The sequence below is a fragment of the Ruegeria sp. L12 genome (genome assembly GCF_056531745.1).
Genome location: NZ_JBQFMH010000001.1, coordinates 191,885 through 218,258, shown reverse-complemented (window position 1 = coordinate 218,258; position 26,374 = coordinate 191,885). Strand labels below are relative to the sequence as shown.

The 26,374-nt window shown below is 61.2% G+C and carries 27 protein-coding genes; 10 read left to right on the top strand and 17 right to left on the bottom strand.

The genetic code is table 11. The features are described 5' to 3' along the window. Nucleotide 1: 1 nt before the first annotated feature. The 3 genes from ACR0K9_RS01050 to ACR0K9_RS01040 all read right to left on the bottom strand — a co-directional run bounded on the left by ACR0K9_RS01050 (nt 2) and on the right by ACR0K9_RS01040 (nt 1,882). Entirely contained in the window at nt 2-487 is a 486-nt protein-coding gene (locus tag ACR0K9_RS01050) for an NUDIX hydrolase (RefSeq protein ID WP_480820065.1), read from the bottom strand. 97 nt (nt 488-584) lie between these two features. Next, nucleotides 585-1,334 carry an EcsC family protein gene (locus ACR0K9_RS01045; protein ID WP_480820063.1) on the bottom strand — a complete coding sequence of 250 codons (750 nt, stop codon included), beginning with the start codon at nt 1,332-1,334 and terminating at the stop codon, nt 585-587. 53 nt (nt 1,335-1,387) lie between these two features. Further along, entirely contained in the window at nt 1,388-1,882 is a 495-nt protein-coding gene (locus ACR0K9_RS01040) for a GNAT family N-acetyltransferase (protein WP_480820061.1), read from the bottom strand. Between the two features lie 73 nt (nt 1,883-1,955). Here ACR0K9_RS01040 and ACR0K9_RS01035 point away from each other — a divergent pair, with 73 nt between their 5' ends. After that, entirely contained in the window at nt 1,956-2,561 is a 606-nt protein-coding gene (locus tag ACR0K9_RS01035; RefSeq protein WP_480820059.1) for a flavin reductase family protein, read from the top strand. 137 nt (nt 2,562-2,698) lie between these two features. Here the strand turns inward: ACR0K9_RS01035 and ACR0K9_RS01030 are convergent, their stop codons facing one another. Then, nucleotides 2,699-4,333: a SulP family inorganic anion transporter gene (locus tag ACR0K9_RS01030; protein WP_480820057.1), complete on the bottom strand. Its 1,635-nt coding sequence runs from the start codon at nt 4,331-4,333 to the stop codon at nt 2,699-2,701. Between the two features lie 205 nt (nt 4,334-4,538). Between ACR0K9_RS01030 and ACR0K9_RS01025 the strand changes: the two genes are divergently transcribed. Next, nucleotides 4,539-5,411 carry an S-methyl-5'-thioadenosine phosphorylase gene (locus tag ACR0K9_RS01025; RefSeq protein WP_480820055.1) on the top strand — a complete coding sequence of 291 codons (873 nt, stop codon included), beginning with the start codon at nt 4,539-4,541 and terminating at the stop codon, nt 5,409-5,411. A gap of 2 nt (nt 5,412-5,413) precedes the next feature. Here the strand turns inward: ACR0K9_RS01025 and ACR0K9_RS01020 are convergent, their stop codons facing one another. Then, nucleotides 5,414-6,271 (bottom strand): alpha/beta hydrolase, encoded by an 858-nt coding sequence (locus ACR0K9_RS01020; protein WP_480820053.1) that lies wholly within the window; start codon nt 6,269-6,271, stop codon nt 5,414-5,416. Between the two features lie 221 nt (nt 6,272-6,492). On the opposite strand from ACR0K9_RS01020, the gene ACR0K9_RS01015 reads away from it, so the two are divergent. Both ACR0K9_RS01015 and ACR0K9_RS01010 read left to right on the top strand, forming a co-directional pair. Further along, the gene (locus tag ACR0K9_RS01015) at nt 6,493-7,509 is read left to right on the top strand and encodes a DUF418 domain-containing protein (RefSeq protein ID WP_480820051.1); all 1,017 of its coding nucleotides are present in this window, start codon (nt 6,493-6,495) and stop codon (nt 7,507-7,509) included. A 52-nt stretch (nt 7,510-7,561) separates the two neighbouring features. After that, nucleotides 7,562-8,191 carry a LysE family translocator gene (locus ACR0K9_RS01010; RefSeq protein ID WP_480535208.1) on the top strand — a complete coding sequence of 210 codons (630 nt, stop codon included), beginning with the start codon at nt 7,562-7,564 and terminating at the stop codon, nt 8,189-8,191. Between the two features lie 2 nt (nt 8,192-8,193). On the opposite strand, the gene ACR0K9_RS01005 is transcribed toward ACR0K9_RS01010, so the two are convergent. Then, nucleotides 8,194-8,367 carry a hypothetical protein gene (locus tag ACR0K9_RS01005; protein WP_480535207.1) on the bottom strand — a complete coding sequence of 58 codons (174 nt, stop codon included), beginning with the start codon at nt 8,365-8,367 and terminating at the stop codon, nt 8,194-8,196. A 322-nt stretch (nt 8,368-8,689) separates the two neighbouring features. On the opposite strand from ACR0K9_RS01005, the gene ACR0K9_RS01000 reads away from it, so the two are divergent. Continuing rightward, the gene (locus tag ACR0K9_RS01000; protein ID WP_480820049.1) at nt 8,690-9,229 is read left to right on the top strand and encodes an adenine phosphoribosyltransferase; all 540 of its coding nucleotides are present in this window, start codon (nt 8,690-8,692) and stop codon (nt 9,227-9,229) included. A gap of 34 nt (nt 9,230-9,263) precedes the next feature. Here the strand turns inward: ACR0K9_RS01000 and ACR0K9_RS00995 are convergent, their stop codons facing one another. From ACR0K9_RS00995 to coxB, 11 genes are all read right to left on the bottom strand, one after another. Continuing rightward, the gene (locus ACR0K9_RS00995; RefSeq protein ID WP_480820048.1) at nt 9,264-10,679 is read right to left on the bottom strand and encodes an FAD-binding oxidoreductase; all 1,416 of its coding nucleotides are present in this window, start codon (nt 10,677-10,679) and stop codon (nt 9,264-9,266) included. Nucleotides 10,680-10,717: 38 nt separating this feature from the next. Further along, the gene (locus tag ACR0K9_RS00990; protein WP_480820617.1) at nt 10,718-11,509 is read right to left on the bottom strand and encodes an MBL fold metallo-hydrolase; all 792 of its coding nucleotides are present in this window, start codon (nt 11,507-11,509) and stop codon (nt 10,718-10,720) included. Between the two features lie 129 nt (nt 11,510-11,638). Next, complete coding sequence (locus tag ACR0K9_RS00985; protein WP_480535204.1) at nt 11,639-12,223, bottom strand: GNAT family N-acetyltransferase; 585 nt, start codon at nt 12,221-12,223, stop codon at nt 11,639-11,641. After that, the gene (locus tag ACR0K9_RS00980) at nt 12,223-13,485 is read right to left on the bottom strand and encodes a M16 family metallopeptidase (protein WP_480820046.1); all 1,263 of its coding nucleotides are present in this window, start codon (nt 13,483-13,485) and stop codon (nt 12,223-12,225) included. Before ACR0K9_RS00980 ends, ACR0K9_RS00985 begins: the two co-directional genes overlap by 1 nt. After that, on the bottom strand, nt 13,482-14,870 hold the full coding sequence (gene thrC / locus ACR0K9_RS00975; RefSeq protein WP_480820044.1) for a threonine synthase: 1,389 nt from the start codon (nt 14,868-14,870) through the stop codon (nt 13,482-13,484). Before thrC ends, ACR0K9_RS00980 begins: the two co-directional genes overlap by 4 nt. Then, nucleotides 14,867-15,544 carry an SURF1 family protein gene (locus ACR0K9_RS00970; RefSeq protein ID WP_480820042.1) on the bottom strand — a complete coding sequence of 226 codons (678 nt, stop codon included), beginning with the start codon at nt 15,542-15,544 and terminating at the stop codon, nt 14,867-14,869. The genes thrC and ACR0K9_RS00970 overlap by 4 nt, the downstream gene beginning before the upstream one ends. Before the next feature lie 156 nt (nt 15,545-15,700). After that, nucleotides 15,701-16,516: a cytochrome c oxidase subunit 3 gene (locus ACR0K9_RS00965; protein ID WP_480820040.1), complete on the bottom strand. Its 816-nt coding sequence runs from the start codon at nt 16,514-16,516 to the stop codon at nt 15,701-15,703. A 22-nt stretch (nt 16,517-16,538) separates the two neighbouring features. Continuing rightward, nucleotides 16,539-17,114, bottom strand: a complete 576-nt coding sequence (locus tag ACR0K9_RS00960; protein WP_480535199.1) for a cytochrome c oxidase assembly protein — start codon at nt 17,112-17,114, stop codon at nt 16,539-16,541. Continuing rightward, nucleotides 17,114-17,275 (bottom strand): hypothetical protein, encoded by a 162-nt coding sequence (locus tag ACR0K9_RS00955; RefSeq protein ID WP_480820038.1) that lies wholly within the window; start codon nt 17,273-17,275, stop codon nt 17,114-17,116. Before ACR0K9_RS00955 ends, ACR0K9_RS00960 begins: the two co-directional genes overlap by 1 nt. Continuing rightward, on the bottom strand, nt 17,272-18,222 hold the full coding sequence (gene cyoE / locus ACR0K9_RS00950; protein ID WP_480535197.1) for a heme o synthase: 951 nt from the start codon (nt 18,220-18,222) through the stop codon (nt 17,272-17,274). Before cyoE ends, ACR0K9_RS00955 begins: the two co-directional genes overlap by 4 nt. A gap of 84 nt (nt 18,223-18,306) precedes the next feature. After that, a complete protein-coding gene (coxB, locus tag ACR0K9_RS00945) occupies nt 18,307-19,218 on the bottom strand; it encodes a cytochrome c oxidase subunit II (protein ID WP_480535196.1) in 912 nt (303 codons plus the stop codon). A 176-nt stretch (nt 19,219-19,394) separates the two neighbouring features. Here coxB and tldD point away from each other — a divergent pair, with 176 nt between their 5' ends. The 5 genes from tldD (at nt 19,395) to ACR0K9_RS00920 (ending at nt 26,374) form a co-directional block, all read left to right on the top strand. Then, the gene (gene tldD / locus ACR0K9_RS00940) at nt 19,395-20,816 is read left to right on the top strand and encodes a metalloprotease TldD (protein WP_480820036.1); all 1,422 of its coding nucleotides are present in this window, start codon (nt 19,395-19,397) and stop codon (nt 20,814-20,816) included. Between the two features lie 213 nt (nt 20,817-21,029). Continuing rightward, nucleotides 21,030-22,154: a DNA-processing protein DprA gene (gene dprA / locus ACR0K9_RS00935; RefSeq protein ID WP_480820034.1), complete on the top strand. Its 1,125-nt coding sequence runs from the start codon at nt 21,030-21,032 to the stop codon at nt 22,152-22,154. A 179-nt stretch (nt 22,155-22,333) separates the two neighbouring features. After that, on the top strand, nt 22,334-24,952 hold the full coding sequence (gene topA, locus ACR0K9_RS00930; protein ID WP_480820032.1) for a type I DNA topoisomerase: 2,619 nt from the start codon (nt 22,334-22,336) through the stop codon (nt 24,950-24,952). A 91-nt stretch (nt 24,953-25,043) separates the two neighbouring features. Next, a complete protein-coding gene (locus ACR0K9_RS00925) occupies nt 25,044-25,748 on the top strand; it encodes a CoA transferase subunit A (protein ID WP_480535192.1) in 705 nt (234 codons plus the stop codon). Then, nucleotides 25,748-26,374 carry a 3-oxoacid CoA-transferase subunit B gene (locus ACR0K9_RS00920; RefSeq protein WP_480820030.1) on the top strand — a complete coding sequence of 209 codons (627 nt, stop codon included), beginning with the start codon at nt 25,748-25,750 and terminating at the stop codon, nt 26,372-26,374. The genes ACR0K9_RS00925 and ACR0K9_RS00920 overlap by 1 nt, the downstream gene beginning before the upstream one ends.

The following is a 26,374-nucleotide window of genomic DNA, read 5'->3' as shown; positions in this document are numbered from 1 at the left end:
CCTACTGCGTCAGATGCCCGAATCCACGCAAGAGTGAAGCAAGATCGGGCGACGCCACCCGCTGCGCTGCCTTTTTGGGTGTCAGCCACTTGCGCCTGCGCTCACCGGCCTCGGGGTATTGGCCTGCCAGATGCTGAACATGCAGCGGGAACACGTCCACCACGCACAAAGCCGACGCCTTGCTGGGCCGGTTCTTGACATAGGCAAAGCGCCCCAGACTTTCCGCTCCGCACTGACCCAACACGCCCGCCTCTTCCCAGGCTTCACGAGCCGCGGTCTGCGATGGGCCGATCCCGTTGATCAGCCAGCCCTTGGGGATGATCCAACGCCGCGATTTGCGCGTCGTGATCAGCAATATCTGCAGCTGGCCCGCCTCAATGCGGTAACACAATGCCGCTGACTGGGCATAAACCGGCAACGCCCCGGCAAGCGAATGGCTTTCGGATGAAAGCCCGCCCTTCGTTGCACTGTCACGCCTGTCAAACACGGCTTCTTACCACTGCTCTCTCCGCTTATGTTGCGGTTTATACAATAGAAAATACCATATACTGAGACCCAAGCCAAGCATTTAGCGCGGCTGCGATCTATGTGGCCATACGCCCGGACAGGCGCCGCACCAGATCCTCATGCGGGATATCGGCATCAATGGCCAGACGCCGCAGCCCGAAATGGACATGGGCAATCTGCTGATAAAAGCGCGTGTAGATGAAATTCGTGCCCCCTCCGGCCAGAGCCCCCAACAGAGGTACCGACTGCGCCGCAAGCTTCTGCCCCAGCACGACGGACAGGCGCGGCGCCACCATCGCAATCAGGCGCTGCAAGGCGGGTCCGGTCAGCGTCAGGCGCATCGAAAAGAAGCCCAGATCCGCCCCGTCATCCTGAGACAGCGGCCCGGCAGCGGACAGCACCCGGATCGAATCGAATTTCACGTTCTCGGCCCCGGGATCGAACCCTTCTCGCGCGGCAGCGCCCTGAATCGCGCGCAAAATCATCGCCGTCGTGGCGGGCAGCTCGACCAATGCCGTAGACATCCCGCCCAGCCCCCCGGCGGCCCCCATAGCGGTGGTCACGGCGGTGTTGACCCACGGCTTTTGATCCGGCACCGCGCGCCGCGATCCTTCGGCAGCATGCATCGCAATCCACAGCGCCTGCTCGGTCGCCTCGGTCAGGCCATGGCGCACCGGCTCGGGCAGTTGATCCAGCAGAGATTCCGCCGATCCGCCCAGCTTGTTGAGCAGCGAAACCCCCGCGCCCCCGGCCGAGGAATAGAGTTTCGCCAAACGGTCAAGCTCGGCCTCGGGATCGAGTTTTGCGACAAGAACAACGTCCTGCATCTGTGCCCTCCTGTTTTGAAAACATCGGCACTTTGCAGCGGGATTTCAATGGGTCAGCGGGTCCAGCGCGTGACAAGCCCTTGAATTCCCGACCAAACTCCGGGGGTCAGCTCCAGCCCCAGTATCCTGTCCGGATTGGTCGGTGGCGGCATTTCGACCCCGGTCAGCGGGGTAAACCCAAACCGGGCGTAATACGGCGCGTCACCCACCAGCATGACCCGCCTCCAACCCTTGGCGCGCCCGGCTTCAACGCCCTGATGGATCAGATACCCCCCCAGCCCTTCGCCCTGATGGGTCGGATGTACCGCCACCGGCCCCAACAACAGCGCATCGTGATCGCCCACATGCACCGGCCAGAACCGGATCGCCCCCGCCACGACACCCTGTCCGTCACGCGCAACCTGCGACAGGCCGGCGACGGGAGGCACGTCATCGCGCAGACGGTAGGACGACAGCGCCTCGCGCCCCGGCGCAAAGCACAGATCATAGAGCGCCTCGACCTCCCACCAGTCCTCTGGCTGTTCCGGCCTGATCCTGAATTGCTGCACGCGCGCCCTCTTTTCCTTGCTGGAATTCGCCCTAGCACTTCGATACGCCTTGGGCAAACGCTTGGAGACCTTGATGTTCTATCGCCCCGAAGACGGCCACGGCCTGCCGCATAACCCCTTTAACGCCATCATCACCCCGCGCCCGATCGGCTGGATTTCGACGCGCGATGCGGATGGGATCAACAATCTGGCGCCCTATTCCTTTTTCAACGGAGTCGCCTACACGCCGCCACAGGTGATGTTCGCCACAACCGGCACCAAGCACGATCAGGACGGCGGCAAGGACAGCATCGCCAATATCGAGGCCACCGGCGTGTTTTGCGTCAACGTCGTGGCGCATGCGCATCAGGACGCGATGAACGCCAGCTCGGCGGGCCTGTCGAAACATGTGGATGAGTTCGCCCATGCCGGGCTGACGCCGGTCGAATGCGAAACGATCAATTGCTCTCGCGTCGAAGGCGCCCCTGCGGCTTTGGAATGCAAGCTGACCCAAATCGTGACCCTTCCGGGCGCGGCCAACAGGGTGGTGTTCGGAGAGGTCACCGGCGTGCATTTGCACGACGATCACATCAGGGACGGCAAGTTTGACGTGACTTCATTCAAACCGCTCGCGCGGCTCGGCTATCGGGATTATTCGGTTGTCAGCGAGTTGTTTTCGCTCGACCGTCCGGATGATTGAAATCCGGTAACAGGGGGCCAGCCCCCGCCGCCCTGCGGGCGACTCCCCCGGGATATTTTCGGCCAGATGAAGCAGGGGATCCGTTCTTCATCTGGCTATAGATATCCCGGAGCGCGAGGCAGGGCCTCGCAAAAGATTCAGTGGCCGCCCAGAATGCCGGTACGGACCGAGTAATCCACGGCCAGCTCGTAGTCGGGGTCGTCATCGCTGTCGACCATCAGGTGGCCGGCTTTAGTCAGCAGTTTGTGGCAATCCCGGCTCAGGTGGCGCAGCATCACGCGCTTGCCGGCGGATTCGTATTTCGCCGCAATGTTCTCGATCGCCTGCAGCGCGGATTGGTCGACCACACGGCTTTCGGCAAAATCGACGATGACGGTCTGCGGATCGTTTGGCACGTCGAACAGTTCCACGAAGCCTTCGGATGAGCCAAAGAACAGCGGTCCTTGGATCTCATAGACCTTTGCGCCCTCTTCCGTTGCCGACTCGCGGGTGACGGCATGGATGCGTTTGGCGTTGTTCCAGGCATAGGCCAGCGCCGAGACGATCACGCCCACAACCACCGCGACGGCGAGGTCTTCCATCACGGTCACCACTGTCACCAGCACGATCACAAACGCATCCGTCAGGGGCACCTTGCGCAGGATATTCAGCGAGTTCCAGGCGAAGGTTCCGATCACCACCATGAACATCACGCCGACCAGCGCGGCCAGCGGGATCTGCTCGATCAGGGATGAGCCGACGAGGATGAAGAGCAGCAGGAACAGCGCTGCCGCAATGCCTGCGATACGTGTCCGTCCACCCGATTTCACGTTGATCATCGACTGGCCGATCATGGCGCAGCCACCCATGCCACCGAAAAAACCGGTAACCACGTTCGCCGTGCCCTGCGCGATGCACTCCTGCGAAGCGCCGCCGCGTTTGTTGGTGATCTCGCCCACCAAATTCAGGGTCAGCAGGGATTCGATCAGGCCGATGGCCGCAAGGATCAGGGCATAGGGCAGGATGATCTCAAAGGTTTCCCAGTTCAGCGGCACCATAGGGATGTGGAAGCTGGGCAATCCACCCTCGATAGAAGCCAGATCGCCGACGCGCGGAACATCCAGCCCGACACCGATCACCAGCGCGGCGACAACCATGATCCCGGCCAGAGGCGCAGGAATAACGCGGGTGATGCGGGGCATGACCCAGATCACTGCCATGGTCAGCGCGACCAGACCCAGCATGGTATAAAGCTGCGCGCCCGAGAGCCATTCGCCGCCACCCATGCCGTGGCCGGTGTTTTCCATGGTGCCGGGGACCTTGAACTGCCCCAGCTGTGCCAGAAAGATCACGATGGCCAGACCGTTGACAAAGCCCAGCATCACCGGATGCGGCACCAACCGGATGAAGCGGCCCCAGTGCATCGCCCCCGCGATGATCTGCAGGATGCCCATCAAAACAACGGTCGCGAACAGGTATTCGACGCCGTGCTGCGCCACCAGCGCCACCATGACCACCGCCAAGGCCCCGGTTGCGCCCGAAATCATGCCCGGCCGGCCACCGATCAGCGCGGTAATCAAACCGACCAGAAACGCCGCATACAGCCCGACCAGCGGGTGCACCCCGGCAACAAAGGCAAAGGCCACCGCCTCGGGTACCAGCGCCAGCGCAACGGTGAGGCCCGACAGCAGCTCGATCCGCAGACGTGCAAAGGTCAGCCCTTCGTCGGGCACCCAGCGCAAATCGGGTATGGCTAGGCGATTGGCAAAGCTTGCCAGCAAGGCTCGGGGCATGGATCGGTCCTGTCGGTCGGTTATGTTCGCGCGAAAGGGGCCTTCTAGCGGCCAAAGCGCCGCTGAGATACCGCGTCAGGTGGGACCCTGATATGCACCTGGCGCATGGCTTGACGCAAGCGCACACAAACCGTTGAAGCCACTTGTCAAAACGGGTTGTGGCCCGCAGAACTCTTTCAGCAGGAATTTTCAGCGGAGAGCAATCGTGACCCAAACAAAAATCGCCGTCATCGGAGGATCGGGCATTTATGACATCGACGGTCTGGAAAATGCTGAGTGGGTCACGGTGGAAACGCCTTGGGGCGCGCCGTCGGACCAGATTCTGACCGGATCGCTGGGCGGGGTCGATATGGCGTTTCTGCCGCGTCACGGACGCGGGCATGTGCATTCGCCGACCGAGGTGCCCTATCGCGCCAATATCGACGCGCTGAAACGGCTGGGGGCAACGGATGTGATCTCGGTCTCGGCCTGCGGGTCGTTTCGCGAGCAGATGGCGCCGGGGGATTTCGTGATTGTCGATCAGTTCATCGACCGCACCTTTGCGCGGGAGAAGAGCTTTTTTGGCACCGGCTGCGTGGCCCATGTCAGCGTGGCACATCCCACCTGCCCGCGCCTGTCGGATGCCTGTGAGACCGCGGGCAAGGCGGCGGGCATCACCGTGCATCGCGGCGGCACCTATCTGGCGATGGAGGGACCTCAGTTCTCGTCATTGGCAGAATCCAAAATGTATCGCGAGCAATGGGGCTGTGACGTGATCGGCATGACCAACATGCCCGAGGCCAAACTCGCCCGCGAGGCCGAGCTTTGTTATGCCTCAATCGCCATGGTCACCGACTATGACAGCTGGCACCCGGATCATGGCGAGGTTGACGTTACCGCCATCATCGCCACCCTGACCGGCAATGCTGAAAAAGGCCGGGCGCTGGTCAAGGGCCTGCCCGCCCTGTTGGGAACCGAGCGCGCGCCCTGCCCGCATGGCTGCGACCGGGCGCTGGAATTTGCCATCCTGACCGCGCCCGAAAAGCGTGACCCTGCTCTGCTGACCAAGCTGGATGCGGTGGCGGGCCGGGTGCTGTAAGCTCAGTTCTGCGACAGGTTCTTTTGCACCTCATCCCACAGACCATGCGACCAGAGGTCGTTGTGAGTGCCGTCGGGGATCACATAGAGCTGCGCCGCGTCGGACATCCTTGCCAACGCTTCGCCATGGTGCACGGGGATGGTTTCGTCTTCGGTCCCGTGGAAAATCAGCGTTGGCACGGTGATCTGTTCGATCAGGTCGCGTGTCGCGAACTGATCCTTCATCAGAGCTGACACCGGAAGCAACGGATAACGCTCGACCGCGACGTCGACCGTGGCCGTGAACGGAGCCTCAAGCACCAGCAATTCGGCAGCCGGACGCTCGGCCGCGACGGCGGCGGCAATACCGGTGCCGAGGCTCTGGCCGTGCATAATAACGGCTTTGCCTTCGCCGTCCAGCTTGTCAAACAGTTGGACCCCGTCCGAGATCAGCGCCAGTTCCGAAGGCTCGCCTTCGCTGCCCGGAAAACCCCGATAGCTGGGCGCAAGCAGCCCATAGCCCGAGTTGAGAATTTCGCGCAGCCGGGCGGCGCGGTCGCCCAGATTGCCGCTCTGGCCGTGAAAGAACAGAACCGTCGGCGCACCGTCAACGGCGGCGGGTGCGGACCACGCGGTCAGAACCGTGCCGTCAGCCATCGGCACCGACAGCACATCGACATCCGCCAACCCGATCGCGCCGGGTTCGGGCAGTTCGCCGTCTGGTTTGTAGAGCAGGGATTGCTGGTTGAAGTACATATAACCAAGGATGCCCGCATAGATCATTGCCCCGACCAGCAAGAGGCTGAGCAGCGCCCCCTTGGCGCGTTCGAAACCGGCGCGCACCGCGCCTGTGGGCGGCTCTGCGTGTTGTGTCTGGGCCATCGGCCTCTCCTTTCTTTGACCCCGAGTCTGGGGGGAACCGGGCTGGTTTCAAGGTGCAAAGGCAAAGCTTCATCCAATCTTAAACCTGTTGCCGCAATGCCAAAGCCTGCAGCTTTTGCAGGTCGGGCAGTTGAATAACAGCCTCGCCGCGCCATGTTGACGCTGATTATCAACGCTAGGACAACCCCTTAGCCGCTGCCCCAGCCAGAATTAGGAGCCCAATGAAACGACTCGACGCATTGGACGCCGCGCGGTTTCTGGCCTTCTGCGGCATGGTTCTGGTGAATTTCCGTATCGCGGCGCAGGCTGCGCCGGGTACCGACTGGGCCTCGGCTCTGATCGACGCGCTCGAGGGGCGGGCGGCGGCGTTGTTCGTGGTGCTGGCCGGAATCGGCATCGGGTTGTCTCGCATCACGCCCGGTCTGTTGCTGCGGCGGGCGGCGTTTCTGTTTGTGATCGGCCTGATCAACATGACGGTGTTCGACGCCGATATCCTGCATTTCTATGCGCTTTATTTCGTGGTCGGGGCGGCATTTCTGACCGCCTCACCCCGTGGCCTGTGGCTGGGGGCGCTGGGTATTGTGGGCCTTTCGATGATCGCCAATCTGGTCTTTGACTATGAACAGGGCTGGGATTGGCAGGCGCTGGCCTATACCGACCTCTGGACCCTGCCCGGCTTCCTGCGCAACACGCTGTTCAACGGCTGGCATCCGGTGCTGCCCTGGGCCGCCTTCCTGCTGATCGGAATGGCCATCGGGCGGTCTGAACTTCATACGCTGTGCATTCAGCACCGGTTGATCATGTGGGGCTTTGGCGCGGCGGTGCTGGCGCTGTTTCCGCAGATGATGACCGCGGACCCGGAACTGGTGGCCTATCTGGGGACCGAATCCATTCCGCCGGGGCCATTCTATATCCTCGGCGGAACCGGCACGGCCTGCGTGGTGATCGGGCTGCTTCTGAAACTCTGGCCGGTGATAGAACGCAGCCGGATCGCACCCAATCTGACCGCACCGGGACGGCAGAGCCTGACGCTGTATATGGCGCATATCCTGATCGGGATGGGCCTGCTTGAAGAAGCCGGGTTGCTGGATGGATCGCTGAGCGCGCCGCAGATCGTCGCATATGCGCTGCTGTTCTGTGCTCTGTCATCGGTCTTTGCACAGATCTGGTTCCGCAAATTCAGTAGTGGACCGTTGGAGGCACTGATGCGTCGTGTGACCGAACGCGCAAAGGCTTGACCTTGCCGCCGCAGCGGGGCTTGGTGTGGGAAACGTTCCGATAGGATGCCCCATGTCGCCTGAACTCTGGCTGGCCTTTGTCGCCGCATCAACCGCCTTGCTGCTGATCCCCGGCCCCACCGTGTTGCTGGTGCTCAGCTATGCGCTGTCGAAAGGACGCAGCGTTGCCGTTGCCTCGGCCACCGGGGTTGCGCTGGGGGACCTTGTTGCGATGAGTGCTTCGCTATTGGGGCTGGGGGCGCTGGTGCTGGCCTCGGCCACACTGTTTTCAGTGCTGAAATGGGTGGGCGCGGCCTATCTGGTGTGGCTGGGCATAAAGTTGTTGCGCAGCGCGCCTGCAGGCGGATTGCAGGCGGTCGAAACCGCGCGTGATGTCACCGCCCGCAGCGTCTTTGGCCATGCCGCCGCCGTGACCGCGCTGAACCCGAAATCCATCGCCTTTTTCATCGCCTTCGTGCCGCAATTCCTACGCCCGGCTGACCCGCTGGGCCCGCAATTCGCCATTGTGATTGCCACCTTCGTTGGCCTTGCCTGGCTGAATGCGCTGGCCTATGCGCTGCTGGCGGACAGGCTGCGCCAGATGATCGGACGCGCAAGCGTGATCACCGCGATGACCCGGTTTGGCGGGCTGACCCTGATCGGCATGGGCATCGCCACAGCGGTCCTGCGTCGCCCGGCCTGACGTCAGCTTTCGGCGTTTTCCTTCATGAAGCCCCGGATAAACCGGCGGATTTCGCGCGCGGCGGAGGTATCCAGTTCCCGACACAGCTCGACAAAAGCGTCGCGTTCATCTTTATCCAGACGCAGGACCAACTGGCTGTTTTTCTTTGTGGATTTCTTCCCATCACTCTTGGTCACGCGCCTTGACTCCGTTCAAACCTTGACTTTCACTGCAAATATTTGTATATACATTGCATTGCAACTGTAGATATTTCGCACATAACAATAAACGGGGATTAACGCAATGAACCTTCATGTCGCGCACGCTTTTCTTCTTCGGGATCAACGCAACTGGCGCAAACCGCACCTGTCATGGCTGCCGAGAACGCTCTATCGCTATTATGCGCTGCCCAATCCCATGCGCAGCCGCCACAAGTAGCCGCAGGGGCCAAAGTTTTCTTGCATGACCGGACCCGATGGGCCAAACACCGCCGCGTGTTTGATGCCAAAGGGGTGGCCCATGTCCAGAAACAAAACGGTCAAGGATTACATTCGGACCATCGTCGATTTCCCCCATGAAGGGATCATGTTCCGCGATGTCACCACCCTGTTTGCCGACCCGCGCGGGTTCCGCATGGCAATCGACCAGATGCTGCACCCCTATGCGGGCGAGCGTATCGACAAGGTCGTGGGACTTGAGGCCCGCGGATTCATTCTGGGTGGCGCCATCGCCCACCAGCTGAGCGTAGGATTCGTGCCGATCCGCAAGAAGGGCAAACTGCCCGGCACCACGATCTCTCAGGACTACAAGCTGGAATATGGCGAGGCCATCGTGGAAATCCACGATGACGCCATCCAACCGGGTGAGAAGATACTGGTCGTCGATGACCTGCTGGCCACCGGTGGCACCGCTGCGGCCGGCATCAAGCTGATCGAACGGCTTGGGGGCGAGATCATCTCATGCTCCTTCATCATCGATCTGCCCGAGCTGGGCGGTCGCAAAGCATTGGAAGAGATGGGCATGGACGTGCATATCCTGTGCGAGTTCGAGGGGCCCTGACCTCTCGAACCGACCACCCCAGGCCGGGCCGTATTCAATCCGGCAGAACGGCCCCCGGATTCATGATCCCCAACGGATCAAGCGCCGATTTGATAGCCCGCATCGCGCTCAGCCTGACCGGATCGCCATAACGCCTCACGTCTTCCGTCTTCAGACGCCCGACACCATGTTCGGCACTGACCGAGCCGCCAAACGCGTGCACCAGATCATGCACCGCGCGTTTGACTGCGGCCCGCTGCCCAACGAACTCGGCCCGATCATGCCCCGGCGGCGGGAAGGCGTTGTAGTGCAGGTTACCGTCGCCCAGATGCCCAAAACAATTCACCCGGAACGGTCCCAGCGCCGCCACGACTTTGTCACCCTGTCGAATGAACTCGGGGATATCCGAGATCGGGACCGAGATATCGTGGCTGGACACGGACCCGATCAGCCGGTTGGCCTCGGGGATGTTTTCGCGCACGGCCCATAGTTCGGCTCGTTGCGCCTCGCTCTGGGCAATCACCGCGTCGCTGACCAGCCCGCGCGCCTCGGCAGCCTCATAAATCGTTTCAAGAACGTCTGACGGGTCCTGCCCCTCTGACAAGCCCAGCTCGATCAGGACAGACCATTCGGGCTGATCCGCGAAGGGTTGCCGGACATTCGGCAGAACCTCGGTCAGGAATTGCAGACCCTGCCGGTGGATCAGCTCGAATGTACTGACTGCCTCGCCCACCTGATCGCGCGACAGGGACAGCAGATCAATCGCCGCCTCGGGGGACGCCACCCGAAACATCGCCGTTCCAACCGCCTTGGGCTGCGGGTACAGCTTCAATGCCGCCGCGGTTATGATACCCAGCGTGCCCTCGGACCCGATCAGCAGGTTGCGCAGATCATAGCCGGTGTTGTCCTTGCGCAACCGGCTCAGCCCATGCCAGATTTCGCCACTGGGCAGAACCGCCTCAAGTCCCAGACACAGATCGCGCGCATTGCCATAGCGCAGCACATTCACCCCGCCCGCATTGGTGGCCAGATTGCCACCGATCCGACAGGAGCCCTGCGCGGCCAGAGACAGGGGGAACAACCGGTCAGCCTGTTCCGCCGCGGCCTGTATGTCGGCCAAAATCGCGCCACCCTCGGCAATCAGAATGTTCTCGGTTGGATAGATGGCGCGGATCGCGGTCATGCGCTCCAGCGAGATGATCAGCGGCATCGGACCGTCGGCCAGAACCTGACCACCCACCAATCCCGTCCCTCCGCCATAAGGCACGACCGGCACCCTAGCCTCGGACGCACAGCGCACCAGCGCCGCGACCTCCTCGACCGAGCGCGGCAGCGCCAGCAAGCCCCCCTTGCCGACAAACCGGCGGCGCGGCTCTTCGAGATAGCGCTGTTCCAGCGGTCGCAGCACTTCGCCGCCAAGCGTCTCACGGATCACACGGGCAAAGGTTTCATCAGCAGGGTTCAATTCCATGCCTTATCCCTGCCAAAGGCGCTGACTCGCGGCAAGTCTTATTCCAGCTCGATCAGATATTGCGGCTCCAACACCACCACCGTGGGTCGGTCCGGCAAGGTCCGCAGCGAGACAACAATCTCGGACCCGCCATCGCGCTGCACCGGAAACGTATCACGAATATCCACCAGAAACCGCTCCAGCGAAAAGCCCGAAAACCAGTGCATCGGTATGATCACCGAGCTTTTCAGCCGCTTCAGCACTTCGATCATTTCGGGCAAGGGCATCGTCGTGCCGCCATCTACCGCCGCCATGACAACATCCAGCCGCCCCAATGCCGCAAATTGCGCGTCCGAGGGTATATGGTGCAGATGTCCCAGATGCCCGATACACAACCCCTCGACCTCGAACACGAATATCGAATTCCCGCGTTCCTCGACCCCGCCATAGGCTGACCGGATATCTGTCGAGACATTGCGCACCAGCATATCACCCAGATCAAGGTAATGTTCGATCCCCTGCCCGAACTCTCCCCAGCCCGGCAACACATACGGAATGGCCGGATCAGGATATGCCGTCCAATGGGTGCTGTGCGCATGGTTCATGGTCACCACGTCCGGGATCAGATCGGCACCACCAATGAAACCGGTAAAATCCGTGACCGCATTCAACCCGCCCTGCGTCTGAATCAGAAACGACGCATGCGCGACATAGCTGATGCGCACCGAAAATTCGGGCACCGGATCCTGCCAGGCAGCTTTGTGCAGAAATTCGACCCCGGGTGCCGCATCCGCGATGGCGATGCAATGGCTGGGCCGACGCTCCTGCGCCACCGCCCCGCCTGCAAGCATCATCAATCCCGCAACAACCCACCGCATGACCGAAGTGTAGCGCAGAACGCCGCCAAGTCATGCCCCTTGTTCATCTGGCCCAAAATATCCCGGGGGTGTCGCGGCTTGCCGCGGCGGGGGCAGAGCCTCCTACCCCGCGTCGGTCCTGCCCCGCCGATCGGATCGCAAACAGGCATATAGCACATGCGTCCGCCACCGCCCGTTGATCTGCAGATAGGACTGCGCCACGCCCTCATACTTGAACCCCGAGCTTTCCAGCAACCCGCGCGAGGCCTTGTTTTCAGGAAGACACGCGGCCTCGATCCGGCTCAGGTCCAACCGGGTGAAGGCATGATGCACAACCGCCCCGATGGCCTCGCGCATGAAACCCTGCCGCGCATAGGCCTCGCCGGTCCAATAGCCCAGCGTCCCCGCCTGCGCCGGACCACGTCGCACGTTATCCAGCGTGATCGCCCCCAGCAGCACATCATCGCTGCGGCGGAACAGAAACAGCGGAATCGCCGTGCCGCCCGCCACCGAGCGCTGCGCCCAATAGACCCGATTGGTAAAGGACTTGCGGCTCAGATGATCCCGGGCCCAGACCGGCTCCCACGGAACCAGATAGTCCTTTGAGGCGCGCCGCAATGCCGTCCAGTCGTTGAAGTCGGAATGTATGGGCGGCCGCAGCGTCAGGCGCTCGGTTTCGAGTTTCAGCTTGCGTCTGCCCAACAGCATCACGCCGCACGCCTCTCCTGCAACTCCGCCAATGTTGGCGCGCCCGAAACCGGGCCATAGAGCGCCAGCGCCGCCGGGGCCTGCACCGCCATCTGTTCAGCGAAGGCGCGCACATCCTCGGTGCTGACCGCATCGATCTTGGCGACGGTATCCTCAAGCGAGGGCACCCGGCCCCAGATCTGCACCAGCCGCGCCAAACGTTCGGCCCGGTTCGAGGGGCTTTCCAGCCCCATCAACATCCCGGCCTTCATCTGCGCCCGCGCCCGCGCGACCTCTTCGGCGCTCATGTCCTCGGCAGCGCGCTTCATCTCATCGATGGTGATGGTGGCCAGTTCCGCGACCTGATCCGCCGAGGTTCCGGCATAGATCGTGGTTGTCCCGGTGTCGGCGTAGGCCCCGGTCTGCGCAAAGATCGTATAGCACAGCCCGCGCGTCTCGCGCACTTCCTGAAACAGACGAGAGGACATGCCGCCGCCCAAGGCGGTCGAGTAAATCTGCGCCGTATAGATCGCATCATCGCGATAGCCGGGGCTTTCCAGCGCCAGCGCGAAATGCGCCTGTTCCAGCTCTTTCTCTTGCCGGGCTTCACCGCCGGTGAAGCGCGCCGTTTCAGGGATCAGCCCCTTGCGTGATTGCAGATGCCCGAACATCTCTTCGGCCATTTTCAACAGCGCGTCGTGATCCACAGCGCCCGCCGCAGACAGGATCATCTGTTCTGGGCCATAGTGTTCCGCGACAAAGCCAGACAGGTCTTCGCGGGAAAACGCGCTCACCCGCTCGGTCGGCCCCAGAATGGTGCGGCCCAGAGGCTGGTCGTGATAGCTCTGCTCCTGCAACCAGTCGAAAATCACATCGTCGGGCGTGTCATAGGCCTGACCGATTTCCTGCAGGATCACGCCGCGCTCAACTTCGATCTCGCGCGGGTCGAAAACCGGGTTCAGAACGATATCGCCGATCACATCCATCGCCAGCGCCACGTCGTCTTTCAGGACGCGCGCGTAATAGGCCGTCACCTCGCGCGATGTATAGGCGTTGATGTATCCGCCCACATCCTCGATGGCCTCGGCGATTTGCAGCGCGGATCGCCGCTCGGTTCCCTTGAAGGCCATGTGCTCAAGGAAATGCGCGATGCCGTTCTGTTCGATCCGCTCGTGCCGCCCGCCGGCGGTCACCCAGATGCCGATGGCCGCCGATTGCAGCCCCGGCATATGTTCACTGACGATCCGAAAGCCGTTCTTCAGTTGATCTTGTCTGACAGTCACTCGGCGATATGCCTTCTGATATGATCCTCGATGGCGCCCAGATCGTTGTCGATGCGGGTCACCCGTTCCGGACGTTCATACAGATCAGACATGCGGGATGGAAGAGGCGGATGTTCGCCGCTCGCCTTCTCGACCGCCGCCGGGAATTTCGCCGGGTGTGCGGTGGCCAGAGTGATCATCGGCGTGTCGGCGGCGCGGTGATCTTCGGCCACCTTGATGCCCACGGCGGTGTGCGGGCAGACCAGTTCCGCGCTATGCGCCAGCGTCGATTTGATGGTGGCCAGCGTTTCGTCTTCGGACACACGGCCCGAATCGAACTGCTCGCGCAGCGCCTCCATCGCACCCTGGCTAACGTTGAAGCCGCCGGTCTTCAGCGCGTCCATCAACTGCGCCACGGCGCTGCCATCCTCGCCATAGGCATAATACAGCGCCCGTTCAAAGTTCGAGCTGACCTGAATATCCATAGACGGGCTGATCGAGGGGATGGTGTCGCCCTTGAAGTACCCCTGCCCCGAGAGACACCGGTGCAGGATGTCGTTCTGATTGGTCGCCACCACCAGACGGTCGATGGGCAGGCCCATGCGCTTGGCGATATAGCCAGCAAAGATGTCACCGAAATTGCCGGTAGGCACGGTAAAGCTAACCTTGCGGTGCGGTGCGCCAAGGCTGGTGGCGGCGGAGAAGTAATAGACCACCTGCGCCAGCACGCGGGCAAAGTTGATCGAGTTCACGCCGGCCAGTTTCACCCCGTCGCGGAAGTCGAAATCGTTGAACATATCTTTCACGGCCGCCTGGCAATCGTCAAAATCGCCATCAACGGCCAGCGCATGAACGTTACTGTCGGCAGGCGTTGTCATCTGACGGCGCTGCACTTCCGAGACACGGCCATGCGGGAACAGGATGAATACGTCGACCGCATCCAGCCCCCGGAACGCCTCGATCGCCGCCGAGCCGGTATCGCCGCTGGTTGCCCCCACGATGGTCACCCGGTCGCCGCGCCGTTTCAGGGCCACTTGGAATAGCTGACCAATCAACTGCATGGCGAAGTCCTTGAAGGCCAGCGTGGGGCCGTGGAACAGTTCCAGCAGGAAGTGGTTCTCGTTCAGTTGCTTCAACGGCGCGCGGGCGTCGTGGCCGGAGCCCTCGTAGGCGCGGGCGATGATCGCCTTGAACTCGTCCTCGGCAAAGGAACCGCTAACATAGGGCCACATGACGCGGAACGCGATTTCCTCATAGGGCAGACCGGCCAGCGCGGCGATGTCATCCTGGCTCATCACCGGAATCTCGGCGGGCAGATACAGGCCGCCATCGCGGGCTAGCCCGGTCAGCATCGCCTCTTCAAAACTCAGTTCGGGCGCCTGCCCGCGGGTCGAGATGTATTTCATGTCGCGTCACTCTCAGAATTGGCACGGCTGCGCCACAGGAAGTACCCGGTCATCGCGGCCCAGACCAGAGCCAGACCAAACCAGGTGATTGCATATTGCAGATGATCGTTGGGGATGCCCGCTGTATTGACCGGCAGCGGCGTCACGTTCGGGTCGGTTTCGGACCGCGCAATCAGCAGCACCGGCTCAGCCCCCAGGGCCGCCGCCAGCGCGGGCACGTCACGGGCAAACCAGATGTTGCTGCCGATATCGGGTTCTGGCGTGTAGCCATCGACCTCATCGGGCCAATGCAGATTGCCGGTGATCTCCATAGGGCCAGCCAAACGATCCGCCTGTTTGGCGGTGGTCGGCACAAAGCCGCGATCCACCAGAATGGTCCGGTCGGCAGTGTGGATCGGCTGGATGATGCGATATCCCGCACCCACCTGCTTTACCGAGACTAGAACGTGAATTTCGTTGGGTTCCAGTTCACCGGAAATCGTCACAGGCAGGTATTTATCTCCGGCCTCGGACACCTGCGGCGGCAAGGCGACCGGATCGGCAGAAATGCGGCTTTCGATCTCGGCCAGAACCTCCTGTTTCCACGCCAGCCGCTGCACTTGCCAAAAACCCAGTGACAGCAGCACGCCCAAACCGGCGACACCGAAAATCAGCAGGAACAGAATGCGGCGCATGGCGGGATCAGACCTCGTAGCAGGAACCGGCGTCTTGTTAAGGGGGGCGTGGGCCGAATTGCAACCACGCAATTGTATCGGGCGCAATCTTGCGCCCCGAATAGAGAAAAAGCCGCCCCATAGGGCGGCTTTTGCAATTGGATCACCTGACCGGCGTTACATCAGCGGAGCTTGACCCCAGATGTAAACGGCGAAGAACAGGAACAGCCAGACAACGTCAACGAAGTGCCAGTACCAGGCTGCGGCTTCGAAACCGACATGTTTCTCGGGCGTAAAGTCCCCTTTCAGGGCGCGGATCAGACAGACCGTCAGAAAGATGGTACCGATGATTACATGCGCACCGTGGAAACCGGTTGCCATGAAGAAGTTCGAATAGAACTGATCACCGCCGAATTCCCAGCCCCCATGGACCAGCAGTTCATAATATTCAAAGCCCTGCAGGAAGGTAAACGCAACACCCAGTGCGATACCGATGGCCAGACCCTGTACCAGCGCCTTGCGGTCATTGTTGTGCACCAGCGCATGGTGTGCCCAGGTGATCGCACAACCCGACAGCAGCAGAACCAGAGTGTTGATCAGCGGCAGATGAAACGGATCGACCGCGTGAATATCCGGCTGGATGTACTCGGTGCCGGCATAGTCGTACATCGGATACATGCGATGTTTGAAGAACGACCAGAACCAGGCAAAGAAGAACATCACCTCGGACATCACGAACAGGATGAACCCGTAACGCAGGCCGATACGTACGACCGGCGTATGATCGCCGGCGCGGCTTTCGGCCACCACTTCGGACCACCATGCGAACATGGTGTAAAGGACACCCACAACCCCCATCCAGAAGATCCATGGAGTGGTCCCGTGCATCCACAGCACGGCCCCGAAAAGCATCACAAAACCGCTGACGGCGCCGATCAGCGGCCAGATCGAGGGGTTCAGAATGTGGTAGTCATGGTCTTTAGCGTGTGCCATCAGCGTCCCTCACCTACAGGCGTTAGTTCTTGTTGGTCTCTGCCTGCACGTCGAGGGCGGCATAGCCTTCGGGCAGGTCAATTTCATAGAATGTATACGACAGAGTGATCGTATGCACATATTTGGCTTCCAGATCGTCGACGATTTCAGGGTCGACGAAGAAGGTCACCGGCATCTCAACCCGCTCACCGGGTTGCAGAACCTGTTCTTCAAAGCAGAAACAGGCAATTTTCTGGAAATATCCGCCCGCCGAATATGGCGCCACATTGTACGAGGCCTGTCCGGCAATCGGGCGATCCGTCGGGTTGTAGGCTTCGTAGAAGGCCAGACCCGTTTCGCCGATGCGCACTTCCATCTCGCGTTCGACCGGCTTGAATTCCCACGCCATGTCCTTGGCTTTTGACGCGTCAAAGCGCACTGTGATGGTGCGGTCCAGAATATCCTCGGGCGCGGTTTCGGCTACGCCGGTGGTGCCGCCAAAGCCAGTGACGCGGCAGAACCAGTCGTAAAACGGCACCGCCGCCCAGGCCAGGCTGCCCATCAGGACAACCACGCCCACGGTCTGTGCAACCGTCTTCTGAGGCCCCGTCAACGCCATCAGTTCTGCACCTCTTGCGTCGCCATGTTGAAATCCGTGTTCGAAACTTTGACGATCGTCAGTCCGAAGATGATCACGATAAACGCGGCCAGCGTCAGGCCAACGCCCAGATTGCGGCTGAACCGGCGCTGATGCAGCTCGTGGGTTTTACGCAGGCTCATGACCAGCCTCCCAAACCATAGGGTTTCAACAGTGCCTCTGCCAGAATCGCGCCGAAATGCAGGAAGAGATACAGCAGCGACAATTTGAAAAAGCTGCGCTCCGCCCTGAAGTTGTCCGCTTCCGAATCGTCCTCGCTGCGGCGGGAAATCTGCCAGGCACCGCGCAGGAACAAGGCATTCATCACCATCGCCACGGTCAGATAAATTGGCCCGCCGATACCCGAGAACGAAGTGCCCACAGCCAGAAGCGCCAGCAGCGCCGTGTAGACAAGGATATGCCAGCGCGTCGCGCGGCGCCCGTGGGTTACCGTCAGCATCGGCACGCCCGCATCGTCGTAATCCGAGCGCATGAACAGCGCCAACGCCCAGAAATGCGGCGGCGTCCACATGAAGGTCAGGGCAAACATCAGCCACGGCTCAAGCGTCATTGATCCGGTGGCCGCAACCCATCCGATCACCGGTGGGAAAGCACCAGCTGCGCCACCAATCACGATGTTTTGAGGCGTCGAACGCTTCAGCCACATCGTATAGACGACGACGTAGAAGAAGATGGTGAAGGCCAGGAACGCGCCTGCGAACCAGTTGGTCGCAAGGCCCAGCATGATCACCGAAAGACCGGACAGAGCCAGCCCGATGGCCAGCGCCTCACCCTCTTCGACCTTACCGGACGGGATCGGGCGGCCTTTGGTGCGCTTCATCACCCGGTCGATATCCGCATCCCACCACATGTTCAGTGCACCGGATGCGCCGCCACCGATGGCAATGAACAGGATAGCGCAGAAGCCCACGACCGGATGCACGGAAACCGGAGCCGCCAGCAGACCAACCAGCGCCGTGAACACCACAAGCGACATCACCCGAGGCTTCAGCAGGGCGAAAAAATCGCCAAAGCTGGCCTCGTCCGCCTGAGCGGTCGCTGTGCTGGCATTGATGCTTGCGTCAGTCATTTCCGGTCCTTCTGGGGCGAAAGCCGCGCGATTGCCCGCGCAGCTTACCTGTCATCCTGGGCAGTCGCGCCGCCCTGATCGCGCTTACTTGGACGCGACCTGATAGCTTTGCGGCAGGCCCGCATATTCTTCGATCGCACCCTGCAGCCATTCTTCATAGGCTTCTTCGCTGACCACTTTCACAGTGATCGGCATATAGGCGTGGTCCTTGCCGCACAGTTCCGAACACTGACCGAAATAGATGCCCTCTTTCTCGGCCTCGAACCACAGCTCGGCCAGACGTCCGGGCACTCCGTCCTGTTTCACGCCAAAGGACGGGATCGCCCACGAGTGAATCACGTCCGACGCGGTGACCTGCATAACGACGATTTTGCCCACCGGCACAACCACGGCAGTGTCGGTCGCCAGCAGCCATTCGTCATCGCTGTAACCGGCATCCGCCAGCTTGGCGCGCATTGCGTCATCCAGAACAAACGGCGTGACATCAGCATCCGCCGCGCGCGCGCCCTCGTCCAGGGTTGCCGGGTGACCCAACAGATAGCTGTCGAAGGCAAAATCGTGATCGACATATTCGTAGGTCCAGTACCACTGGTTGCCGACCACCTTGATGACCACGTCGCCTTCGGGAATTTCCTGCTGCTTGAACAGAACCGGTAGCGAAAACGCACCGATGAAGACCAGAATCAGGATCGGACCCAAGGTCCATGCAATCTCGACCGGGGTGTAGTGCGAAAATCTCGCCGGTGTCGGGTTGGCGCGCTGGTTATAGCGCACGATGCAATACACCAGCAGGGCCGCAACGAAGATACAGATTGCGGTGATGATCACCAGAATCATGCCGTCCAGTCGCTGGATTCCTTCGGCGAGGCTGGTCGCCGCAGGCTGAAAGCCCAGGCCGCCATCGACCGGCTTGCCAATAATTTCAAGCTCCTGAGCCATGGCGGGAAGGCTGGAGAGGGCTGTCATAAGCCCCGAAAGCATCAAAGCATTCTTCATGTTCTGTCCTGATCGTTTGATCTTTACGTCCCTGGCGAAAAGATGTGAATCGGTCACACCTCACCCGTTGTCTTTGGCCGCGTTAAAAACCATATTCCTGCGGGTAGATAAAGCAAAATGCTTGCGTCAAACAGACGCTATTTTTGATCTGGATCAAATGCGAAAGGCCGCAACCCATGTCTCAAGCTCCGTTTCGCCCTTTTGAGAGCGCCTTGCCGCATGACGAAGCACTGGCCATTTTGCGGTCTGCCACCGCCGGGGCAGAGGACGGAGAGCTGTTTGTCGAGCGCCGGAAATCCGAGTCTCTGGTGTTTGATGACGGGCGTTTGAAGACTGCGTCATATGACGCGTCCGAGGGGTTCGGGCTGCGTGCGGTGCAGGGTGAAGTCGCAGGCTATGCGCATTCCACCGATGTCTCGATCCCCGCACTGAAGCGCGCTTCTGAGACGGCCCGGTTGGCCATTGGCGATGGCGGCGGCACGCTGGCCGAAGCTCCGAAACCCACCAACACGCGGCTTTATACGGATGAAGACCCGATCGAGACCGCCAGCTTCCCGGTCAAGGTTGAAACCCTGCGCGAGATTGATGCCTTCGCCCGGGATCTCGATTCGCGCGTCGTTCAGGTCAGCGCCACCATCGCTGCCGCCGTGCAGGAGGTCGAGATTCTGCGCCCCGATGGCGTGCTGGTGCGTGACGTGCGCCCGATGACCCGCGTGAACGTCTCGGTGATCGTGGAACAGAATGGCCGTCGCGAAAGCGGCTCGGCCGGTGGCGGAGGGCGCGTCGGACTGAGCGGGCTGATCGACCCCACCGGCTGGCAGGACAAAGCGCGTGAGGCGCTGCGCATCGCGCTGGTCAACCTCGAGGCCATCCCCGCCCCTGCCGGAGTGATGGAGGTGGCGCTTGGCCCTGGCTGGCCCGGCATCCTGCTGCACGAAGCCATCGGCCACGGGCTGGAGGGAGATTTCAACCGCAAGGGCAGTTCGGCCTTTGCCGGATTGATGGGCCAGCAGATCGCCTCAAAGGGCGTGACGGTTGTGGATGACGGCACCATTGCGGATCGGCGCGGCTCGATCACCGTGGATGACGAGGGCACGCCGAGTTCGCGGACCGTGCTGATCGAGGACGGCACTCTGACCGGTTACATGCAAGACCGCCAGAACGCGCGGTTGATGGGTGTCGCGCCCACCGGCAACGGGCGGCGGCAGAGTTATGCGCATAAACCGATGCCACGCATGACCAACACGATCATGCTGGGTGGTGATGCCGACCCTGCGTCTTTGGTCGCGGATATCAAGGACGGTATCTGGGCCGTTGGCTTTGGTGGCGGTCAGGTGGACATCACCAACGGCAAGTTCGTCTTCTCCTGCACCGAGGCCTACCGGGTCGAAAACGGCAAGATCGGCGCGCCGGTCAAGGGCGCGACACTGATTGGAGACGGGCCGTCGGCGTTGAAACGCATTCGGGGCCTGGGCAATGACATGGCACTGGACCCGGGAATGGGCACTTGCGGCAAGGACGGGCAGTGGGTGCCGGTCGGGGTCGGCCAGCCGACCGTCCTGATGGACGGGTTGACCGTGGGCGGCTCGGCTACCTGAGTCGAGCGCAAATATAAACGGGCGCGAGGTTAACACCGTGCCCCTCACGCATTTGAAAAGCGGCAGATCGAGAATTATTTTTCTGTTTTATATCAATAATATAATTGAATGCGTCGGAGCAAAATGATGACAAATCACATCTAAATTTCCGCGATTTACAGGCTGTTAACCCCGAATCCGGTAAACCGGTTCTGCAATCAGGCGGAGCATCGGATGACCGAAGAGCAGCTTTCTTCCAATCACCCCCCACTCCCACCCACCACGGAAGAGGACAGGTTTTCCTGGCTCCGTCTGTTGCGTTCCCGCAAGGTTGGCCCGGCGACGTTTCGTCGGCTGCTGCGCGAACATGGCTCGGCGCAGAACGCGCTGGCCGCGCTGCCGGAAATGGCACGCGCTGCCGGAATAGAAGGGTATGAAACCTGCCCCCCCGGCGTGATTGAGGCGGAACTCAAGGCCGCAAAAGCCGCCAAAGCGCGGCTTTTGTGCCTTGGGGCCGCTGACTTTCCCGACGCCTTGAACGATCTGAGCGATGCGCCGCCGCTGCTGTGGGCCGTCGGCGACGTGTCCCTGCTGCAAAAACCCGCAATCGCTATGGTTGGCGCCCGCAACTGTTCGTCACTGGGCGCGCGCATGGCGCGGGGATTGGCCACGGAACTGGGCGGCAAGGGTCATGTCATTGTCTCGGGCCTGGCGCGCGGCATTGATACCGCCGCGCATCTGGCATCATTGGAAACCGGCACAATCGCGGTCATGGCGGGCGGCGTCGATGTGATCTACCCGGCGGAGAACACCGATCTGGCTCAGGACATCGCCCGCAAGGGCCTGCGATTGTCCGAGCAACCTATGGGCGTCACCCCGCAGGCCAGACATTTTCCGCGCCGCAACCGCATCATCTCGGGGCTGGCGCGCGCGGTGGTGGTGGTCGAGGCCGCAGCCAAGTCTGGCAGTCTGATTACAGCCCGCGATGCCCTCGATCAGGGGCGCGAGGTGCTGGCCGTACCCGGCCATCCCTTCGATGCACGGGCTGCGGGGTGCAATCTGTTGATTCGCGACGGGGCGACGCTTGTACGTTCTGCCGACGATATTCTTGAAGCGCTGCCGATACAGGCCGACCTGTTTACCGAACCCGATACTGCGATTGCTGCGCCCAAACCCACTCCTGTGCAGGCCATTCATACGCAGATACTGGATCGGCTCGGCCCCTCACCTATCGCAGAAGATCAATTGCTGCGCGATATCGCGGCAACGGCAGGTGAATTGGGCCCCGCGCTGGTCGATCTTGAGCTTGAGGGACGAATCCAGCGTCAACCGGGCGGGCTTTTGTCTCTGGCGAGTTGATCGAACAACAGAGAACTGCAGATGCACTGACGGGCAGATGGTACGAAAACGGTCCATAATGCGCTGAAATCACGCCGCTTTTCACGCGGCGAAAGGAACGCATTGACAATTCCTTCCTGCCCCACACATTTTGCACCACCATAGAAGGCGCCCAAATCGTCGAGCGAGGTTCCCCGTAAATGCCCGTAGTTGTTGTAGAATCTCCGGCCAAAGCAAAAACAATCAATAAATATCTCGGCCCCGACTACACGGTTCTGGCCTCTTACGGCCATGTGCGGGATCTGCCGCCCAAGGACGGATCGGTCGATCCCGACGAAGAATTCTCGATGAAATGGGAGGTCGGCAATGACAGCCGCAAGCATGTCAAGGCCATCGCCGACGCGCTGAAAGAAGACAACGCCCTGATCCTCGCCACCGACCCCGATCGCGAGGGTGAGGCGATCAGCTGGCATTTGCAGGAGGCGCTGACCAAGCGCCGCTCGATCAAGAAGGACACGCCGGTCAGCCGGGTGACCTTCAACGCCATCACCAAGGACGCGGTGACCGAAGCGATGCAGAACCCGCGTCAGGTCGACATGCCGCTGGTCGAGGCTTATCTGGCCCGCCGCGCGCTGGACTATCTGGTCGGGTTCAACCTGTCGCCCGTTTTGTGGCGCAAGCTGCCCGGCGCGAAATCCGCCGGTCGGGTGCAATCGGTCTGTCTGCGCCTGATCGTTGAACGCGAGATGGAGATCGAGGCGTTCAAACCGGTTGAATACTGGTCTGTTCGCGCGCTGTTCGAAACGCCGCGCGGCCAGACATACGAGGCACGGCTGGTCACGCTGGCTGGCAAGAAGCTGGACAAGCACGATCTGGCCAATGCCACGCAGGCGGAGTTGGCAGTGCAGGCCATCCTCAGCCGTGCACTCAGCGTCACCTCGGTCGAGGCCAAGCCTGCCGCCCGCAACCCCAGCGCGCCCTTCATGACCTCGACCCTGCAGCAAGAGGCCAGCCGTAAGTTCGGCATGGGCGCCCGCCATGCAATGCAGGTGGCGCAGCGGCTGTATGAGGCAGGGTACATTACCTATATGCGGACCGACGGCATCGACATGGCGCCCGAGGCCGTGGCCGCCACGCGGGACGCGATTGCCGATCGTTATGGCAGCGAATACGTGCCCGACAGCCCGCGCATGTACAAGAACAAGGCGAAAAACGCGCAGGAAGCGCATGAATGTATCCGCCCGACGGATATGTCGCGCGACGCCAAAGCGCTGAAAGTGACCGATGAGGACCAGCGTAAGCTGTATGATCTGATCTGGAAACGCACCATTGCCTGTCAGATGGCCGCCGCCCGGCTGGAGCGCACCACGGTCGAGATTGGCAGCGAAGATGGGCAGGTCGGCCTGCGCGCCACGGGTCAGGTGGTGCTGTTCGACGGATTCATGCGCGTCTACGAGGAAGGTCGCGATGATGTGGCCGATGACGACGAAAAACGCCTGCCGCAGATCATGCAGGGCGATCCGGCGCGTTTTGCCAAAACCTCGCTGAAGGATCAATTCGCCAAAGCCGATGACAAGGCCGCGATCCTGTCCGACAACGAAGCCGTTCTGGCCCTGCAGCACCACACCCAGCCGCCCCCGCGCTATACCGAGGCGACCCTCGTCAAGCGGATGGAGGAGCTGGGGATCGGGCGCCCCTCGACCTATGCCTCGATCGTGACGACGATTCAGGACCGCGAATATGTGCGCAAGGACAAGAACCGGCTGATCCCCGAGGAAAAGGGCCGGATCGTTACCATCTTCCTGCTGAATTTCTTCAGGCAATATGTGGGCTATGAGTTCACCGCCAATCTTGAAGAGGAGTTGGATGACGTCAGCGCCGGGGACCGCGACTACAAGGACTTGCTGGGCAAGTTCTGGCGCGATTTCTCGGCCGCGATTGGCGAGACGTCAGAACTGCGGATTTCCGAAGTGCTGGACAGGCTGGACGAAGCGCTCGCACCGCAGCTTTATCCCCCGCGCGAGGACGGGTCAGACCCGCGCGTCTGCCCGAAATGCGGTGTCGGGCAGTTGCATCTGAAAACCTCACGCACCGGCGGGTTCGTGGGCTGTGGCAATTACCCCGAATGCACCTATACCCGGCCCATCGCTGGTGAGGGTGCCGAAGGCGATGAACGTTTGCTGGGCGAAGATGCGGGTGACGAGATCTGGCTGAAATCCGGCCGGTTCGGGCCTTATGTTCAGCGTGGTGAACCGACGCCCGAGAACAAGAAACCGCCGCGCGCCTCGCTGCCGCGCGGGTGGAGCAAGGACGACATGGATCTGGACAAGGCGCTGACGCTTTTGTCCTTGCCCCGCCAGATTGGTGAACACCCCGAGGGCGGCATGATCACCTCGAATTTCGGGCGGTTCGGTCCCTATCTGATGCATCAATTGGCGGATGAGGCCAAGCCGGTCTATGCCAACCTCAAAGACCCCAACGATGTGTTCGAGATCGGCATGAACCGCGCCGTCGAATTGCTGGCCGAAAAACGCGCCAATCCAGGTCGCGGACGGCGGGCCGCGGCCAAACCGCTGAAAGAGCTGGGCGAGCATCCCGATGGCGGCGCGATGCAGGTGCTGGACGGGCGTTACGGGCCGTATGTGAAATGGGAAAAGGTCAACGCGACCATTCCCAAGGACATCAAGCCCGAGGACGTGACGCAGGAAATGGCTATCGAACTGGTCAACGAACGCGCGGCCAAGAAGGGTACCAAGAAAAAGGCGGCGCCGAAAAAGAAGGCGGCGGCCAAGAAAACCACCAAGAAGGCGGCGGGTTAGGTAGAAATACCACCACCCTCTTGGATTCATTGACTTCCCAATGACGTGGCGGCACAACCTGCCCATCACCATGTCATTGGGGGAGTTTTCCATGAAGAAAGTCTATGCCAATGCCACCGAGGCGCTCGATGGGGTGCTGTCGGACGGCATGCTGATCGCAGCGGGCGGGTTCGGCCTGTGCGGTATCCCGGAGCTGCTGCTTGAGGCCATCAGGGACTCGGGCGTCAAGGATCTGAGCTTTGCGTCGAACAATGCGGGCGTCGATGATTTCGGCATCGGCATCCTGCTGCAGACCAAGCAGGTCAAGAAGATGATCAGCTCTTATGTCGGCGAAAACGCTGAATTCATGCGCCAGTATCTGAGCGGAGAGCTGGAGCTGGAATTCAACCCGCAAGGCACGCTTGCCGAACGGATGCGTGCCGGTGGTGCTGGCATCCCCGGTTTCTACACCAAGACAGGTGTGGGCACGGTGATCGCCGACGGCAAAGAGCACAAGGACTTCAACGGCGAGACCTATATCATGGAGGAAGGCATCTTCGCTGACCTCGCCATCGTGAAGGCGTGGAAAGCGGATGACACCGGAAACCTCGTGTTCCGCAAAACCGCGCGCAACTTCAACGTCCCCGCTGCGACCTGCGGCAAGATCTGCGTGGCCGAGGTGGAAGAGATCGTCCCGCGCGGCTCGCTGGACCCCGACGGCATCCACCTGCCCGGCATCTATGTGCACCGCATCATTCAGGGCAGCCACGAAAAGCGCATCGAACAGCGCACCACCCGCAAGAAGGAGGACGCATAATGCCCTGGGACCGCAATCAGATGGCCGCGCGCGCGGCACAAGAGCTGGAAGACGGCATGTATGTGAACCTCGGCATCGGTATTCCGACGCTGGTGGCGAATTATGTGGGTGACAAGGACATCACCCTGCAATCCGAGAACGGCATGCTGGGCATGGGCCCGTTCCCGTTCGAGGGTGAGGAAGACCCCGACCTGATCAACGCGGGCAAGCAGACGATCACCGAACTGTCGCGCACCTCGTATTTCGACAGCGCTACATCCTTTGCCATGATCCGGGGCGGCAAGATCGCCGCCGCGATTCTGGGCGCGATGGAAGTGGACGAGAAAGGCGATCTGGCCAACTGGATGATTCCCGGCAAGCTGGTCAAAGGCATGGGCGGCGCCATGGATCTGGTGGCCGGTGTCGGTCGTGTCATCGTCGTAATGGACCACACCAACAAGCATGGCGATTCCAAAGTGCTGAAAACCTGCACCCTGCCCCTGACCGGTCAGGGCGTCGTCGACCGCATCATCACCAATCTGGGCGTACTGGACGTGGTTGAAGGCGGGTTGAAGATCGTCGAACTGGCCGATGGTGTCAGCGAAGACGATATGCGCGCGGCGACCGAAGCAACAATCGTCGGCTGA